The sequence below is a fragment of the Phenylobacterium sp. genome (assembly GCF_036264965.1).
Taxonomy (GTDB): domain Bacteria; phylum Pseudomonadota; class Alphaproteobacteria; order Caulobacterales; family Caulobacteraceae; genus Phenylobacterium.
This window is the reverse complement of record NZ_DATAPY010000007.1, coordinates 1-13,991: the sequence shown is the minus strand read 5'-3', so window position 1 is coordinate 13,991 and position 13,991 is coordinate 1. Positions and strand designations below refer to the sequence as shown.

The window sequence follows — 13,991 nt, the reverse complement described above, 5'->3', positions numbered from 1 at the left end:
CGCACCCGGTGCGGCCCGGATAGCTACTGCAACAAGGAAAAAAGTCGGGAGGCGCTCGTGAAGTCCTGGATTGGCGTCGCCGTCATGGCGGCGACTGGAATGATGGCGCTGGGCGCGGGGTTCGCCCTGGCCCAGGATGCCCCGCCGCTGAAGATGTTCCTCGGCGACCGCACCCATGGCCGCCAGCTCTACGAGACCCGCTGCGCGTCGTGCCACGACGCCGGCGGCGAGCGGACGCCGCGCAAGGACGCCCTGATCGCCATGGGGCCGGACACCATCGTCAACGCGCTGAGCCGCGGCGTGATGCGCGCCAACGCCGCGGGCATGAGCGACGACGACATCGAGGCGGTCGCCATCTACGTCACCGGCCACGCGCCGCTGCCGAAGGTCGCCGAAGGGCCCGAGCCCAACCTCTGCGCGCACGCCGACCCGATCAAGCTGGGTCCCGGCGCCTGGAATGGCTGGAGCCCGGACAGCGGCAACACCCGCTTCCAGAGCCAGCCGGGCCTGAAGGCGGCCGACGTGCCGCGGCTGAAGGTCAAATGGACCTTCGCCTATGTGGGATCGAAGAACACCCAGGTGACGGCGGTGGGTGATCGCCTGTTCCTCGGCAGCAACGCCGGCAAGGTCTATTCGCTGAACGCCCGCACCGGCTGCGCCTATTGGCGCTATGACGCCAAGGGCGGCGTGCGGACCGCGCCCGTGGTGGCGAAGCTGGCGGCCGCGCCCAGCGGCTATGCCGTCTTCCTGGGCGACGATCGGGCCACCGAGGTCGCGCTCGACGCCATGACCGGCAAGCTCCTCTGGTCGACCAAGCTGGAAACCCACGCGCGGTCGATGCTGACCGGCGCCTCGATCTTCCACGACGGCGTGGTCTACGTGCCGGTGTCCTCCAGCGAGGAGATCGCCACCAACGAGGCCGACTACATCTGCTGCAGCTTCCGCGGCAGCGTCGTGGCGCTGAAAGCCGACACCGGCAAGGTGATCTGGAAGACCTACTCCGTCGCCGAGCCGCCGAAGCCCTATAGGGTGTCGCAGGGCAAGCAGCTCACCGGCCCGGCCGGCGGGGCGGTCTGGTCGGCGCCGACGCTCGATCTGAAGCGCGGCGTGCTCTACGCGGCCACCGGCGACAGCTACACCGACGTCGACACCGACGGCGCCGACGCGGTCATGGCCATCGACCTGAAGACCGGCCAGGTGAAGTGGCGCAACCAGGTGACCGCCAAGGACAACTTCATGGTCGGCTGCCCGCCGAACGCCGCGGGGCCGGCCAATTGCCCCAGCCCCCTGGGGCCGGACGTGGACTTCGGCTCCTCGGTCATGTTGCGCACCCTTCCGGGAGGCCACGACATCCTGATCGCCGGCCAGAAGTCGGGCGTGGCCTATGGCCTCGACCCCGACCACGGCGGTAAGACCCTGTGGCAGGTGAAGCTCGGTCGCGGCGGGGCCGCCGGCGGCGTCGAATGGGGCATGGCGTCGGACGGCGCCAACGCCTACGTCGCCATCGCCGATGGCGGGCGCGGCGGCACGCCGGGGATCAACGCCGTGAACCTGGCCACCGGCGCGGTGGTCTGGAAGGCGCCGACGCCGGTCCTGCCGTGTCCGGCCGGTCAGCGCTGTGTCGTCGCCCAGTCCGCGCCGGTGAGCGCTATTCCGGGCATAGCCTTCTCCGGCGCCATTGACGGCCACCTGCGCGCCTACGACGCCAAGACCGGAGCCATCGTTTGGGACTTCGATACCGCGGCCGGAACCTACGACACCGTCAACGGGATCAAGGCCGCCAAGGGCGGCGCCCTCGACGCCACCGGGCCGGTGGTCGTGAACGGCATGGTCTTCCAGCACTCCGGCTATCCCGGGGTGATGATGGGACCGGGCGGCCGCAACCTGCTGATGGCGTTCTCGGTCGACGGACGTTAGGCGGCGGCCGCTTCCGCGGTCTGCTGCATCACCACGACCAGACAGAGCAGCATGCCGGCGAAATAGGCCTCGACCTCGTCCGAGAAGGCCGGGCTGAACGCCACCCGGTCCGGCGAGAGCGGGGTCAGGGCCCCGGCGCCTTGCGCGTCCGCCAGCATCCGGTTGATGTGGGTGCGCGAGACGCCGTAGCGGCGCGACAGCTCCGAACGGCTGACCTCGGCGACGTCTAGCAGGCGCGCACGATCCTCCGGCTGGGTGATCATCAAACGCTGCAGGACGCGCATGCCGCCGTCTCGGCCGACGAAGATCTCGCGGAACGGCCCGCCGGGGTTCTGCAGCAGCAGCGGGCGATCGAGGATGAGCTTGGCGCCGCTCCGGATGATGCGCGCGAGGCTCGCCTGTTGCGACAGCTCTGGCAGGTCGGCGGCGACCCTTGGATCGATCAGGGCGACCGCCTGCAGGCCGCCTCTGATCAGGTGGTGCAGGGGCGCCATGAAGGCCGGCGTCAGCGTCAACCGCCGCCGGCCCCAGGGCTCGGGTCCGGCTGGCACAATGATATGCCCGGCCTGGTGGGCGTACTGCACGAAGGCCAGCACCCGCCCGCGGCTGGCGGCGCCGGTGGCCGCCGCTCCGGCGGCCAGGGCGGCGACGCTCAGGCCCATGGGCGTGGCGTCCCAGATCAGCGCGGCCAGGTAGAGGGCCGAGCGTCCCAGGTCGCGGGTCAGCCAGCGGGTGGCGGGATCCTGCGCTTCGTATCCGGCGAGGCTGGCGGCGGCCAGGACCTGAACCGCCTCGCGGAAGCGCGGGTGCTGCCGAAGACGCGCAACCGCAGCGTCCGACAGGGCGTCAGCCTCGTCTTCCGCGATCAGCTCGCCGCCGTCCATCCGTCCCCCATTTTAGAGCCGCTGACACCTACGCCGTAAGCCGGCGACGGTGCGAGCGGGTTCTTCGCGGGGGCGAAGGGAAGTCCAGCTTTGCCTTAAAGTCTAGCGGTTCGACCAGACGCCGGTGCGGCCGGACGACGAATTGCCGCCGCCGCGCTGCGGGCCCTTGAAGGCCGGGCGCTGAGCGGGCTTGCTCTCGCCGCCGCCATTGCCGCCGTGACCGCCATTGCCGCGCGCCGGAGCGCCCTCGTGGCGATGGCCGCTATTGCCGCCGCCGCCGTGATTGCGGTTGCGCTTCGGCTGGTGATTGCCGCGGCCGCCGCCGCCCGCGCCGCGGGTGTCGGCGCGGTCGGGCTTGACGCCTTGGGGCTCCGGCAGGGCCGCGGTGGCGGCGCCCAGCTGCTTGTCGTTGCGGCGGTCGAAGGACGGGATGGTCTGGCGCGTCACCTTCTGGATGTCGCGCAGCAGGGTCCGCTCATCGTCCGAGCAGAAGGCCACGGCCGAGCCGTCGGCGCCGGCCCGCGCGGTGCGGCCGATGCGGTGCACGTAGCTCTCCGGCACGTTGGGCAGCTCGTACTGGACGACGTGGGTCACCGCGTCGATGTCGATGCCGCGCGCGGCGATGTCGGTGGCCACCAGGGCGCGGACCTTGCCGGCCTTGAAGTCGGCGAGCGCGCGCTCGCGCTGGCCCTGGCTCTTGTCGCCGTGGATCGAGGCGGCCTCGACGCCCACCTGCTCCAGGCCGCGGGCCACGCGGTCGGCGCCGCGCTTGGTGCGGGTGAAGACGATGACGCGCTTGAAGCCCTGGTCGTCGAAAAGCTCGGAGAGCAGGGCGCGCTTGCGGCCCTGTTCCACGAAGAGCACGCGCTGGTTCACCTTCTCGACGGTGGTCGCTTGCGGGGTCACGGAGACGCGCAGCGGGTCGTTCAGGAGCTCGCTGGCCAGCTTGCCGATCTCAGTCGGCATGGTGGCGGAGAAGAACAGGTTCTGACGCTGCTTGGGCATGTGCGCCACGATCTTGCGGATCGGCAGCACGAAGCCCAGGTCGAGCATCTGGTCGGCCTCGTCGAGGACGAAGATCTCCACGCCGCGAAGCGTGATGGTCTTTTCCTGCAGGTGGTCGAGCAGGCGGCCCGGCGTGGCGACGAGTACGTCGACGCCGTTGGCCATGGCCTTGTGCTGGGCGCCGTACTTCACGCCGCCGAAGATCACCGCGACGGTGACGCCCATGTGCTTGCCATAGGTGCGGAAGCTCTCGCCGATCTGGCTGGCCAGTTCGCGGGTGGGGGACAGCACCAGGACGCGGGCGCCCTTGCGCTCCGGCTGGCGCTTGTCGGCGGCCAGGCGGTGCAGGATCGGCAGCGCGAAGGCGGCGGTCTTGCCGGTGCCCGTCTGGGCGATGCCTTGCAGGTCGCGGCCGGCCATGACGCCGGGGATCGCCTGGGCCTGGATCGGGGTGGGAGTGGTGTAGCCTTCGCCGGCCAGCGCCTTGAGAAGCGGAGCGGCGAGGCCGAAATCGGTAAATTGGGTCAAAAACTGACTTTCACGTATGCGCCAAGCGCGCCAACTGGATCGCATCCAGGGCGCGGAGGTCGCGGGTCTTTGGGGAAGCGCCCCGCGTGATGGGCGATCTATGAGAATTCTCTGCGCTCGACAGGCTGGGCCTCGAAGAGAGACCCCACGCGGCTGGAGCGCGGATAGCGTCATAGTTCGTGACGCGGGCTGCACATCGTCCTTCGCAGGTGCGAAGTCAACCCACGGCGAGGCTTTGGCTGCGGGCTGTTGCCTTTATGACTCAGGCGGGGAAGGAAGCAGGGATGAGCGAAAAGTCCCTCCTGCTGGTCGCCGCCGCGGCCCTGATCGACGCTGACGGCCGGGTGCTGATCTGCCAGCGACCCGAAGGCAAGCAGCTGGCGGGCCTCTGGGAATTCCCCGGCGGCAAGGTCGAAAAGGGCGAGACGCCGGAGGCCTGCCTGATCCGCGAGCTGGAGGAGGAGCTGGCGATCAAGGTCACCCACGCCTGCCTGGCGCCCTTTGTCTTCGCGAGCCACGAGTACGAGAGTTTCCACCTGCTGATGCCGCTCTACCTGATCCGCCGGTGGGAGGGCCGGATCACGCCCCGCGAGCATCCGCAGATCGCCTGGGTGAAGCCCAGCAGGCTCGGCGACTATCCCATGCCGCCGGCCGACGCCCCGCTCGTCGCCTGGCTGCGCGATCTGATTTGATGAGCTAGGCTGCCTACAGACAGGCGTAGGGGGCGACGAATGGGGCGTTTGGCAGGACGGGTCGCGGGTTTTGCAGCGCTGGCGCTGATGGCGGGGCCGGCCGCTGCGCAAGCCTGGTTCGGCACGCCGACGCCGGGACCGGTCAGTCCATCGGACCAACCCACTTTCCACGCCGGCCCAGCCTCTTACGGCCCCACGCCCGCCCATGTGCGGCCGAAGGACGACACCCGCGGATCGCTCGGCGGCGACAGGATGATGGCCGACGTGCGCCGGATCGTGGGCTTCTCGCTGGCCAGCAAGGCGGCGGGCGACAAGCTCTACGGCCGGATCAGCGGCCTGCCCGCGGAGAAGGCCACCGTCGACTGGGCGGTCGCCAAACTGAAGGCCTCGGGCCTGAAGGACGCCCACGCCGAGGCCTATACGTCCGAGGCGCCGCTGTGGCTGCCGGTCAGTTTCGAGGCGCGGGTGACCAGCGAAGGCAGCCCGGACGTGGTGCTGCAATCGGCCATGCCGATCCGCAACAAGACCGTGAAGCCCGCGACGGCTGAAGGGCCGCTGGTGTTCGTCGGCCGCGGCTCGCCCGCCGAATTGGCCAACGTCGACGTGAAAGGCAAGATCGCGGTGATCAATGTCGTGCCCGACGACAGCCTGTTCGCCGCCCGCGAGAAGGGCGTCGCCCGCGAGCTGGAGAAGCGCGGCGCGGTGGGCGTGATCAACGCCGTCGAGAGCCCCGGCAACCTGCTCTTCTACGACAACCGCTACGGCTGCGACGCCATCCCCTGCTTCCTGGTGGGCGGCGACGACGGCGCCTTCCTGGAGAGCGTGATCGGCAAGGCGGCCAAGGCGGGCAAGCCGGTCCGCCTGAAGCTGTCGCTGCAGGCCGAGGAACGGCCCAACCTCACCGCCTGGAACGGCGTCGCCACCATCCCCGGCAAGTCCAGGGAAGTGGTAATCGTCAATGCCCACGCCGATGCCTGGTTCGATGGGGCCAACGACAACGCCGACGGCCTGGCGGTCTTCCTGGGCCTCGCGGACTACTTCGCGCACCGCAAGGAGAAGCCGGCGCGGACCCTGGTGTTCATGGTCTCCGGCGGCCACCACACCGCGGTCGGCGCGGCGGCCTTCATCAAGGCCCATCCGGAGATCATCAAGGACACCGTGCTGGTCATGAACCTGGAACACCTGGCCCAGATCGCCGTGATCCAGGCCGCGCGGCTCGATCCGGCGGCCGGCGGCTATCCGGCCGGCTATTGGACCGCCAACACCACCGAGACCACCAAACAGGCCGGCGCGGTCAACGCCACGCCTTACGTCTGGGCGCTGATGGGCAAGGCGTCGAAGCGCTATGGCGTGGTGACCAGTTTTGAGCCGACCCCCAGCGCGCCCGGCGATCTGGGGGCCTACATCCGCGCCGGCCTGCCCTCGGCCCAGCTGATCTCCAGCGAGGTCTACTATCACTCGTCCGGAGATACGCCCTCGACCATCTCGGTCCCGGGCTTGGAGCGGGCGGCGGCCTTCTATGCGGGCTTCATCGACGATGTGGCCAAGGCGCCGCGCGACAAGCTGAAAGGCCCGCCGCCGCCTCGCTAGCCGGCCGCCAGCGCGGCGCGCACCTGCGCCAGGACGCCGTCCCAGTCGCCGGGGGTCTCCTGGCGGAACAGCCGCGCCTGCGGATACCAGTCGGACGAGATCGCATCGTTCCAGCGCCAGTCGAGGCCAATGCGCGGCAGTAGCACCCAGCAGGGCTTGCCAAGCGCCGCCGTCAGGTGCGCGGCGGAACTGTCCACGGTGATCACCAGCTCCAGTCCTTCGATCACCTCAGCGGTCTCTAGGAAATCCCGCGCGCCGGTGGCCTGCGGCCGCAGATCCCGGCCAAGCTCCACGAACGCGTCGGTGGCCTCGGCTGACATGGAGCGGTTGCGGTCGTTCTCGTGCGCCGGATTGCCCCGCGGCGCGACGCCGATCCCCTGGCTGCCCGACGCGGCCTCGATCCGCCAGGGCGACGGCGGCGCCCCAAGGCCAAGCTTCAGCGGCAGGGAGCAGAAATAGACCCAATAGTCGCTGGCCTGCAGCGGCTGGCCGGCGGCGGCATAGGACTGGGTCTCATAGCCCGCGCGTTCGAACAGCGGCGCGATCTCGCGGGGATCGCAGCCGACCACCACCCGCGCGCCGAGATCGCGTAGCAGCGGCAGGTAGCGGGCGAACATCATCTGGTCGCCGAAGCCCTGTTCGGCCAGGACCACGATGGTCTTGCCGGCCAGCGGCTCGCCCTGCCATTCGGGAAAGGCGGCGACGGGCGGAACGGTCTTCTGCACCTCGCGCCGCGCCTCGTAGTGCGGCCAGGCCTCGGCGTAGCGGCGCTGGGCCAGCAGGGTCATCGCCAGCCCCCGGCGCGCCAGGGCGTAGTCGGGGAACTGCGACAGGATCAGGCCGTAGGCGCGCTCCGCCTCGCCCAGCCGGCCGGTCTCGCGATAGAGCCGGGCCAGGTTGTAGATGGCGTTGCGCGACGCGGGAAAGCCGAGATAGCCGCGCTCGGCCGTCTCGAAATCCCCTGCCAGATGGGCCGCGGCCGCCGCCTCGAAGCTGATCTCCATGCGCGCGGCTTAGCATGCTCCGCGCCGCCGCTCATCCCGCCGCTAGGGCGCGTCAGGGTGAAGTGGAGGCCGGTTCACCCGTCCGACGCGCTCTAAACTTTGGGATAGACCCTTCTCGTCCGGTTCAGGTGATTCCACCTGAGCCGGGAAGGGTCTAGGGTCTCAGCGCCCGTAGGTCGTCCGGGTCACGGCTGCCTGCCGCGCCGCTGGGTTATGGATCTGCGTCGCCTCGACCACGCACTGACCCGGATCGATCATCGCGTGTTGGCCCAGGCAGTAGATGTCCTCGTAGTGCGGCCCCGCGCTGGCCAGGCACTGGTAGAGGTTGAGCTTGGCCATATGCAGGCATGACGTAGTGCGCGGTTCGCTCATCAAATTCTGCCCCTGGCGGGCCTCGCCCAGCACGGACAGCGCGGCCAGCGCCACGCCGCGGGCCACCACCGGGCTCGCCGCGCCGCTGCGGCGCGCGGCGCCGGCCAGCGACATCTGCAGCTCCGCGGCGTCCTCGCGGGCGGGCCGATAGCTCTCGGTCGACAGGCGCTTCACCCGGCTGAGACGGCCGGCGGGGTCGGGAACCTTGGCGTTGGCCCAGGCCTGGTGCTGCACCGAATAGGCGGCGTGTTTGATCTTTTCACCTTCGCCGGAGAGCGCTGAGCCCTCCGCGTAGAGCGCCCCGCTGGCGCGCGCCTCGGCGGCGTCGGCGCCCGCCAGGGCGAGCGCGGCCTGCGGGTCGGCGGCGATGCGGCGGGCGAGGTCAGAGCGGTCGGCGCGCACGGCGGCGACGAAGCGCGGCTCCTGCAGGGCGGCCAGGGCGGCGTAGGCGATCATGCCGGCCTCCAGTTCGTGCGGCTCATGCGCCGCGCCGGTCTGCAGGGCCTGCGATACATCCGCTGGGCCGGAGAAGGCCGGATCGATCCGCCGGCCATGGCGCATGAAGGCCTCGAAGGCGCTGGCCTGGGCGACGAGGTTGGACGGCTCCGGCGCCTCAGCGCGGACGGCAGGGGCCTGCCGGGCCGGCGTGCGGGCGGCCATCCTCGGCGGCTCGGGCCGCGTGGCGCAGCCGGCGAGGGCCGCGCAGGCCGTGACAGCCACGGCCAGATGTTTGAACAACTTTGTCATTGTCGAACCCGAAGCAGGAGCCCCCCGAAACGCCAGCCCGGGTGAGTCCCGGGTCAGCGCCGCCGTGGCCAGTTGTCGCGAACTTCGCTTTCCGGCGGGTTACCAAGCGGGGCTGTAGAGCCGCGCCTATTCGTCCCGCGGCAGGCGGTGCTCGACGACGCCCAGCGCGTCGGCCAGTCGCATCTTGGCCGAGCCGGGCTGCAAGGGCTGCTGCTGGCTCGCGTGCGGCGCCCAGCCGGTCAGGGTGACGATCTCGAAGGTGGCCGCGATCCGTCCGTCGGATCCCGCGAATCGCTCGGCGTAGATCTCGCTGGCGCGGGCCAGCAGAGCGCGCGTGAGCGCCCGCGGATGGCGATCCGCCAGGACATTGGTTTCGCCCATGGCCCGCAGGTCGGCCAGCAGCCTCAACGGATGCTCGTAGCTGACATTCACCCGGTCGACGTCGGCCACCGGCAGGGCGAAGCCGGCCCGCTGCAAAAGGCCCGCGGCGTCGCGGCTGTCGGCGAACGGCGACACGCGGCTGCCGGCGCCGCCGAGGATCTCGCCCTCGGCGTCGGTCAGCGCCTGGCGAAGCTCGGTGAGCGTCGAGCCGCCCAGGAAGGCGCCGAGGAACAGGCCGTCGGGCTTCAACGCGCGGCGGATCTGGATCAGGGCGCCCACCACGTCGTTGGTCCAGTGCAGGCCCAGCGTCGAGACGATCAGGTCCAGGCTGCCGGGCGCGAAGGGTAGGCGCTCCTCGTCGGCCACCAGGCGCGGCCCGCCGCGCCCGGCCAGCATGGCCGCCGACAGGTCCGCCTCGATCAGCACGCCGATCCGATCTTTCGCTGGGCTGTCGGCGAGAGCCTCGCGCAACGCGCCCTTGCGCGCCGAGAGGTCGACGGCCACGGGGAAGTCCCGCATGATCACTTCCAGGCGCTCGATCAGGTCGAGGGCGGCGCGGCGCTGCAGGAAATCGGCGGCGGCAAAGCCGCTGGCGGCGCGGTCGAGGCGCTTGCGGTGCAGGGCGCGATCGAAGAGGAGCGGGGCGGACATGAGCGCGGAAGATGGCCTCTTCCTGTCGTTATTGAAACCGGGTCCGCGCGTGCGTAGCGCTCTACGCGGCGCGCTCGACCTGGTCTTCCCGCCTCAGGCCATCGACGGCGGCGCGGCCCTCGCCGGCGGGTTGTCGGCGGCCGCCTGGAGCCGCATCCAGTTCCTCGACGGCCCGGTCTGCGATGGCTGCGGCGCGCCCTTCGAGTTCGACATCGGCTCCCGGTGCGCGTCGTGTCTGGCCAAGCCGCGCGCCTTCGACGCCGCTCGCGCCGCCTGCCTCTATGACGAATATTCCCGCGAGCCGATCCTGAAGCTGAAGCACGCCGATCGTACCGACCTGGCCCCGCTGTTCGCCCGCTGGCTGTCGCGCGCGGCGCGGGACCTGATCGACGAGGCCGACGCCATCGCGCCGGTGCCGCTGCACCCCTCGCGCCTGCTCTCGCGCCGCTACAATCAGGCCGCCGAGATCGCCCGTCCGCTGGCCCGGATGACCGAGCTCGCCTACCTGCCCGACGCGCTCATCCGCCGCCGCGCCACCGAGACGCAAGGCGGCAAGTCCGGCGTGGGCCGCAAGCGCAATGTCGCCGGCGCCTTCGAGGTCCCCCATCGCCGGGCGCAGCAGGTGCGGGGCCGGCGCATCCTGCTGATCGACGACGTGATGACCACCGGCTCGACCGCAGAGGGCTGCGCCCGGGCGCTGAAGGCCGCCGGCGCCGTGCGCGTGGATGTCGCAGTGGTCGCCCGGGTTAAAGAAATGTCCGGACTCGCTATATGAAGCTTCAGCGATGGTTACAGCCTTAGAGTCCCCAGAAACGTCATGTCGTCCCACGTCACCATCTACACCAAGCCCTACTGCCCCTACTGCGTGCGCGCGGTGATGCTGCTCGAGAAGAAGGGCGTCGAGTTCACCGAGGTCGAGGCCGCCTTCGATCCGGCCAAGCGGCAGGAAATGATGCAGCGGGCCGGTGGCCGCGCCACCTTCCCGCAGATCTTCGTCGGCGACCAACACATCGGCGGCTGCGACGAGATGATGGCCCTGGAGCGCGACGGAAAGCTCGACCCCCTGCTGCAGGCGGCGGCCTGATCTTCCTTTCCCGCGCAGCGGGAGAGAGGGACCATCGGCCGAAGAGCCGATGGTGGAGAGGGTGAGGGACGGAGCGCGGAGCTTGCGGCTTTCCCCTTTCCACCACGCCCTCTACGGGCCGCGGTCCCCCTTTCCCACGAGTGGGAAAGGAAGATTTTGCTATAGGCTCACTCCATGAAGGTCGCCCTGATCCAGACCCGCACGCCGGCGACCCAGGCCGCCGCCCTGGCGCACGTCCTGCCGATGGTTCGCGAAGCCGCGGCGGCCGGGGCGACGTTCATCGCCACGCCCGAGGGGACCAACGTCCTGCAGAAGGACCGCGAGACCCTGCTGCCGATGCTGGTCAGCCTGGAAGACGATGTGGTCGTTGCCGGCCTAGGCGAGGCGGCGAAAGAGCTCGGCGTCTGGATCCTGGTCGGCTCGGCCCTGGTGAAACGGCAGGACGGCAAGGCCGCCAACCGCTCGGCCCTGATCTCGCCCGACGGCGCGATCACAGCCACCTATGACAAGCTGCACATGTTCGACGTCGACCTGCCCACCGGCGAGACCGCCCGGGAATCGGCCACCTATGAGCCCGGCGACCGGGCGGTCACGGCGCGGGCCGGCGGCCTGAAGCTCGGCATGACGGTCTGCTATGACCTTCGCTTCCCGGCGCTCTACCGGGCCCTGGCGCTGGCCGGCGCGGAGGTGATGACCATCCCGGCGGCCTTTACCCGGCCCACCGGCGCGGCGCACTGGGAGGTGCTGATGCGGGCCCGGGCCATCGAGACCGGCGCCTTCGTCCTGGCGCCCGCCCAGGGTGGCAAGCACGAGGACGGCCGCGGCACCTGGGGCCATTCCATGGTGGTCGCGCCTTGGGGCGATCTGATTGCGCAATTGGACCACGACGAGCCCGGCGTGCTGATCGCCGAGCTGGACCTCGCCGCCGCCGCCAAGGCCCGTGCGGCGATTCCCAACCTGATCAACGCCCGGCCCTTCGCCGAGCCGGCGGCGATCGCATGATCCGCTACGCCCTCATCTGCCCGCACAGCCACGAGTTCGAAGGCTGGTTCGGCGCTTCGGCCGACTTCGACGACCAGCAGGGGCGCGGCCTGCTGGAGTGTCCCGTGTGCGGCGACAAGGCCGTGCGCAAGGCGATCATGGCGCCCGCCGTCGCCGGCACGAAGAGCCGTCCGCAGGACAATTCGCCCGCCCAGAATCACGCGGTGATGATGGAGGCCATGGGCCGCCTCCGCCGTCACGTGGAAGACAATTTCGACGACGTCGGCGACGCCTTCGCCACCGAGGCCCGCGCCATCCACGAGGGCCGCTCCGAAGACCGCGGCATCTACGGCCAGGCGACCTCCCAGGAGGTCCGCGACCTGGTTGAGGACGGTGTCCCCATCGCGCCTCTGCCGCCGGAACCGCCCAAGAAGACCGAGCTAAATTGAACTTCGTCGAGGGCTTGATCTTCGGCCCGAGCCCGGACAACTTCGGGCGGTGTCGGGGAGGACATGCATGTTCCGGTTGGGATTACTGGCGGCCGCCGTCTGGGCGGTTGCGGCGTCGTTTGCGTGCGCTGCGCCGCTAGAGGTCTACGGCCGCTTGCCGAACATCGAGCGAGTCGCCATCTCGCCGGACGGCTCGGCGCTCTGCATCGTGTGGACCGACGGCGCTCAGCGCAGGCTGATCGTCCAGACTGCCGCCGACCACAAACTCATCGGGGCCTTCGACGTCGGCGCGGCGAAGATTCGCAGCGTCCAGTGGGCGGGCAACGACCATGTGATCCTCACCTCGTCCCGCACCGGCACCATCATGGGCGTCGACGCGGCGCGGGCGGAGTGGCGGATCGCTTTCGACCTGAACCTGAAGACCAAGAAGCTACACGGCCTGCTCGGCGACACCGCCGAGGCGCTCAATGTGGTGATCGACGCCCCCGAGGTGCGCGTGGTCGACGGCAAACCGGTTGTCTACCTCCAGGGAGTTCATTTCGAGCAGCATCAAGGCGTCAACACCCTTTACCGGATCAATCTCGACTCCGACGCCAGCAAACAGGTGGAGGTCGGCTTCGAAGGCGCCCGCGATTGGGTGCTGGATCCCGACGGCGTGGCGATCAGTCAGCTGGTGTTCAACGACCGGTCGGGAAAGTGGACGCTCAAGCAGAAGATCAACGGGCTGTGGCGGGACACCAAGTCTCCGACACTGGATGAGACGCCGGACATGCTGGGCCTAGGCCGCGACGGCCACAGCATCCTAATGCGTGAGCTGAAGGACGGCGAAGCGGACCTGCGAGAGGTCTCGCCCGATGGGACCTGGGGCGCGCCGCTGCGCCTGCAGGAAGCTGACGAGGTGATCTTCGATCCCGTCCGTCACAACCTGATCGGCTACTATGCCCTGGTCGGCGATCGGGGCCACTACACCTTCTTCGACCCGGCGGACCAGGCCCTGTGGGACGGTGTCGCGGCGGCCTATCCAAACCAGGGCGTTGAGCTGATGTCGTGGTCCGACGACCATCGCAAGATGGTGGTGCGGGTGGATTCCGCGACTGAGGGCGTTGCCTTTGCCGTGGTGAACCTCGACACCCGTCAGGCGGCCTGGCTGGGCGGCGAGTATGAGAAGATCGGCCCCATGGATGTGGCCCCGGTGAAGCCGGTCAAGTTCAAGGCCGCCGATGGGCTGGAGCTCTCCGGCTACCTCACCGCACCTCGGGGCAAGGACCTCAAGAGCCTGCCGCTGATCGTCTTCCCGCACGGCGGCCCGGCGGCGCGTGACGACCTGGGCTTCGACTGGTGGGCCCAGGCCATGGCTTCACGCGGCTATGCGGTGTTGCAGGTGAATTTCCGCGGCTCCGACGGCTACGGCTGGAAGTTCCTCTCCGCCGGCTTCGGTGAATGGGGCCGCAAGATGCAGACCGACATCTCAGACGGCGTCGCGGTCCTGGCCAAGAATGGCATCGTCGATCCGCACCGGGTCTGCATCGCCGGCGGGTCGTATGGCGGCTATGCGGCGTTGGCGGGGGTCACGGTCCAGAACGGTCTCTATCGCTGCGCCGCCTCATATGGCGGTGTGACCGCACTTCGCGACCTGCTGAACGACATCGCCGACCGCGATAGATGGCGCGGCGAACGTTACGAGGAGCCGGCACTGCGCCTGCGGC

13 protein-coding genes are annotated in these 13,991 nt (G+C 69.9%); 8 read left to right on the top strand and 5 right to left on the bottom strand.

Annotated elements, in window-relative coordinates:
* Window positions 1-57: 57 nt before the first annotated feature.
* Entirely contained in the window at window positions 58-1,917 is a 1,860-nt protein-coding gene (locus VHS75_RS00590) for a PQQ-binding-like beta-propeller repeat protein (protein WP_329636657.1), read from the top strand.
* Here the strand turns inward: VHS75_RS00590 and VHS75_RS00585 are convergent.
* Both VHS75_RS00585 and VHS75_RS00580 read right to left on the bottom strand, forming a co-directional pair.
* Window positions 1,914-2,801, bottom strand: a complete 888-nt coding sequence (locus VHS75_RS00585) for a hypothetical protein (protein ID WP_329636656.1) — start codon at window positions 2,799-2,801, stop codon at window positions 1,914-1,916. The genes VHS75_RS00590 and VHS75_RS00585 overlap by 4 nt on opposite strands.
* 102 nt (window positions 2,802-2,903) lie before the next feature.
* Complete coding sequence (locus VHS75_RS00580) at window positions 2,904-4,334, bottom strand: DEAD/DEAH box helicase (protein ID WP_329636655.1); 1,431 nt, start codon at window positions 4,332-4,334, stop codon at window positions 2,904-2,906.
* A 284-nt stretch (window positions 4,335-4,618) separates the two neighbouring features.
* Here VHS75_RS00580 and mutT point away from each other — a divergent pair, with 284 nt between their 5' ends.
* Together mutT and VHS75_RS00570 are read left to right on the top strand one after the other, a co-directional pair.
* A complete protein-coding gene (gene mutT / locus VHS75_RS00575) occupies window positions 4,619-5,026 on the top strand; it encodes an 8-oxo-dGTP diphosphatase MutT (RefSeq protein ID WP_329636654.1) in 408 nt (135 codons plus the stop codon).
* 39 nt (window positions 5,027-5,065) lie between these two features.
* Window positions 5,066-6,616 carry a M28 family peptidase gene (locus VHS75_RS00570; RefSeq protein ID WP_329636653.1) on the top strand — a complete coding sequence of 517 codons (1,551 nt, stop codon included), beginning with the start codon at window positions 5,066-5,068 and terminating at the stop codon, window positions 6,614-6,616.
* On the opposite strand, the gene VHS75_RS00565 is transcribed toward VHS75_RS00570, so the two are convergent.
* From VHS75_RS00565 to VHS75_RS00555, 3 genes are all read right to left on the bottom strand, one after another.
* Window positions 6,613-7,620, bottom strand: coding sequence for a glycosyltransferase family 9 protein (locus tag VHS75_RS00565; RefSeq protein ID WP_329636652.1), 1,008 nt, complete (start codon window positions 7,618-7,620; stop codon window positions 6,613-6,615). The genes VHS75_RS00570 and VHS75_RS00565 overlap by 4 nt on opposite strands.
* Window positions 7,621-7,782: 162 nt before the next feature.
* Complete coding sequence (locus VHS75_RS00560) at window positions 7,783-8,739, bottom strand: hypothetical protein (RefSeq protein WP_329636651.1); 957 nt, start codon at window positions 8,737-8,739, stop codon at window positions 7,783-7,785.
* A gap of 126 nt (window positions 8,740-8,865) precedes the next feature.
* Window positions 8,866-9,771, bottom strand: coding sequence for a methyltransferase domain-containing protein (locus VHS75_RS00555; protein ID WP_329636650.1), 906 nt, complete (start codon window positions 9,769-9,771; stop codon window positions 8,866-8,868).
* On the opposite strand from VHS75_RS00555, the gene VHS75_RS00550 reads away from it, so the two are divergent.
* The 5 genes from VHS75_RS00550 to VHS75_RS00530 form a co-directional block, all read left to right on the top strand.
* A complete protein-coding gene (locus VHS75_RS00550) occupies window positions 9,770-10,546 on the top strand; it encodes a ComF family protein (protein ID WP_329636649.1) in 777 nt (258 codons plus the stop codon). The two genes, VHS75_RS00555 and VHS75_RS00550, sit on opposite strands and share 2 nt — an antisense overlap.
* A gap of 42 nt (window positions 10,547-10,588) precedes the next feature.
* Window positions 10,589-10,855 carry a glutaredoxin 3 gene (gene grxC, locus VHS75_RS00545; protein WP_329636648.1) on the top strand — a complete coding sequence of 89 codons (267 nt, stop codon included), beginning with the start codon at window positions 10,589-10,591 and terminating at the stop codon, window positions 10,853-10,855.
* A 174-nt stretch (window positions 10,856-11,029) separates the two neighbouring features.
* The gene (locus VHS75_RS00540) at window positions 11,030-11,857 is read left to right on the top strand and encodes a carbon-nitrogen hydrolase family protein (RefSeq protein WP_329636647.1); all 828 of its coding nucleotides are present in this window, start codon (window positions 11,030-11,032) and stop codon (window positions 11,855-11,857) included.
* Window positions 11,854-12,285: a DUF1178 family protein gene (locus VHS75_RS00535; RefSeq protein WP_329636646.1), complete on the top strand. Its 432-nt coding sequence runs from the start codon at window positions 11,854-11,856 to the stop codon at window positions 12,283-12,285. Before VHS75_RS00540 ends, VHS75_RS00535 begins: the two co-directional genes overlap by 4 nt.
* A 67-nt stretch (window positions 12,286-12,352) precedes the next feature.
* On the top strand, window positions 12,353-13,991 hold a 1,639-nt coding region (locus VHS75_RS00530), incomplete at its 3' end, for an alpha/beta hydrolase family protein (protein ID WP_329636645.1).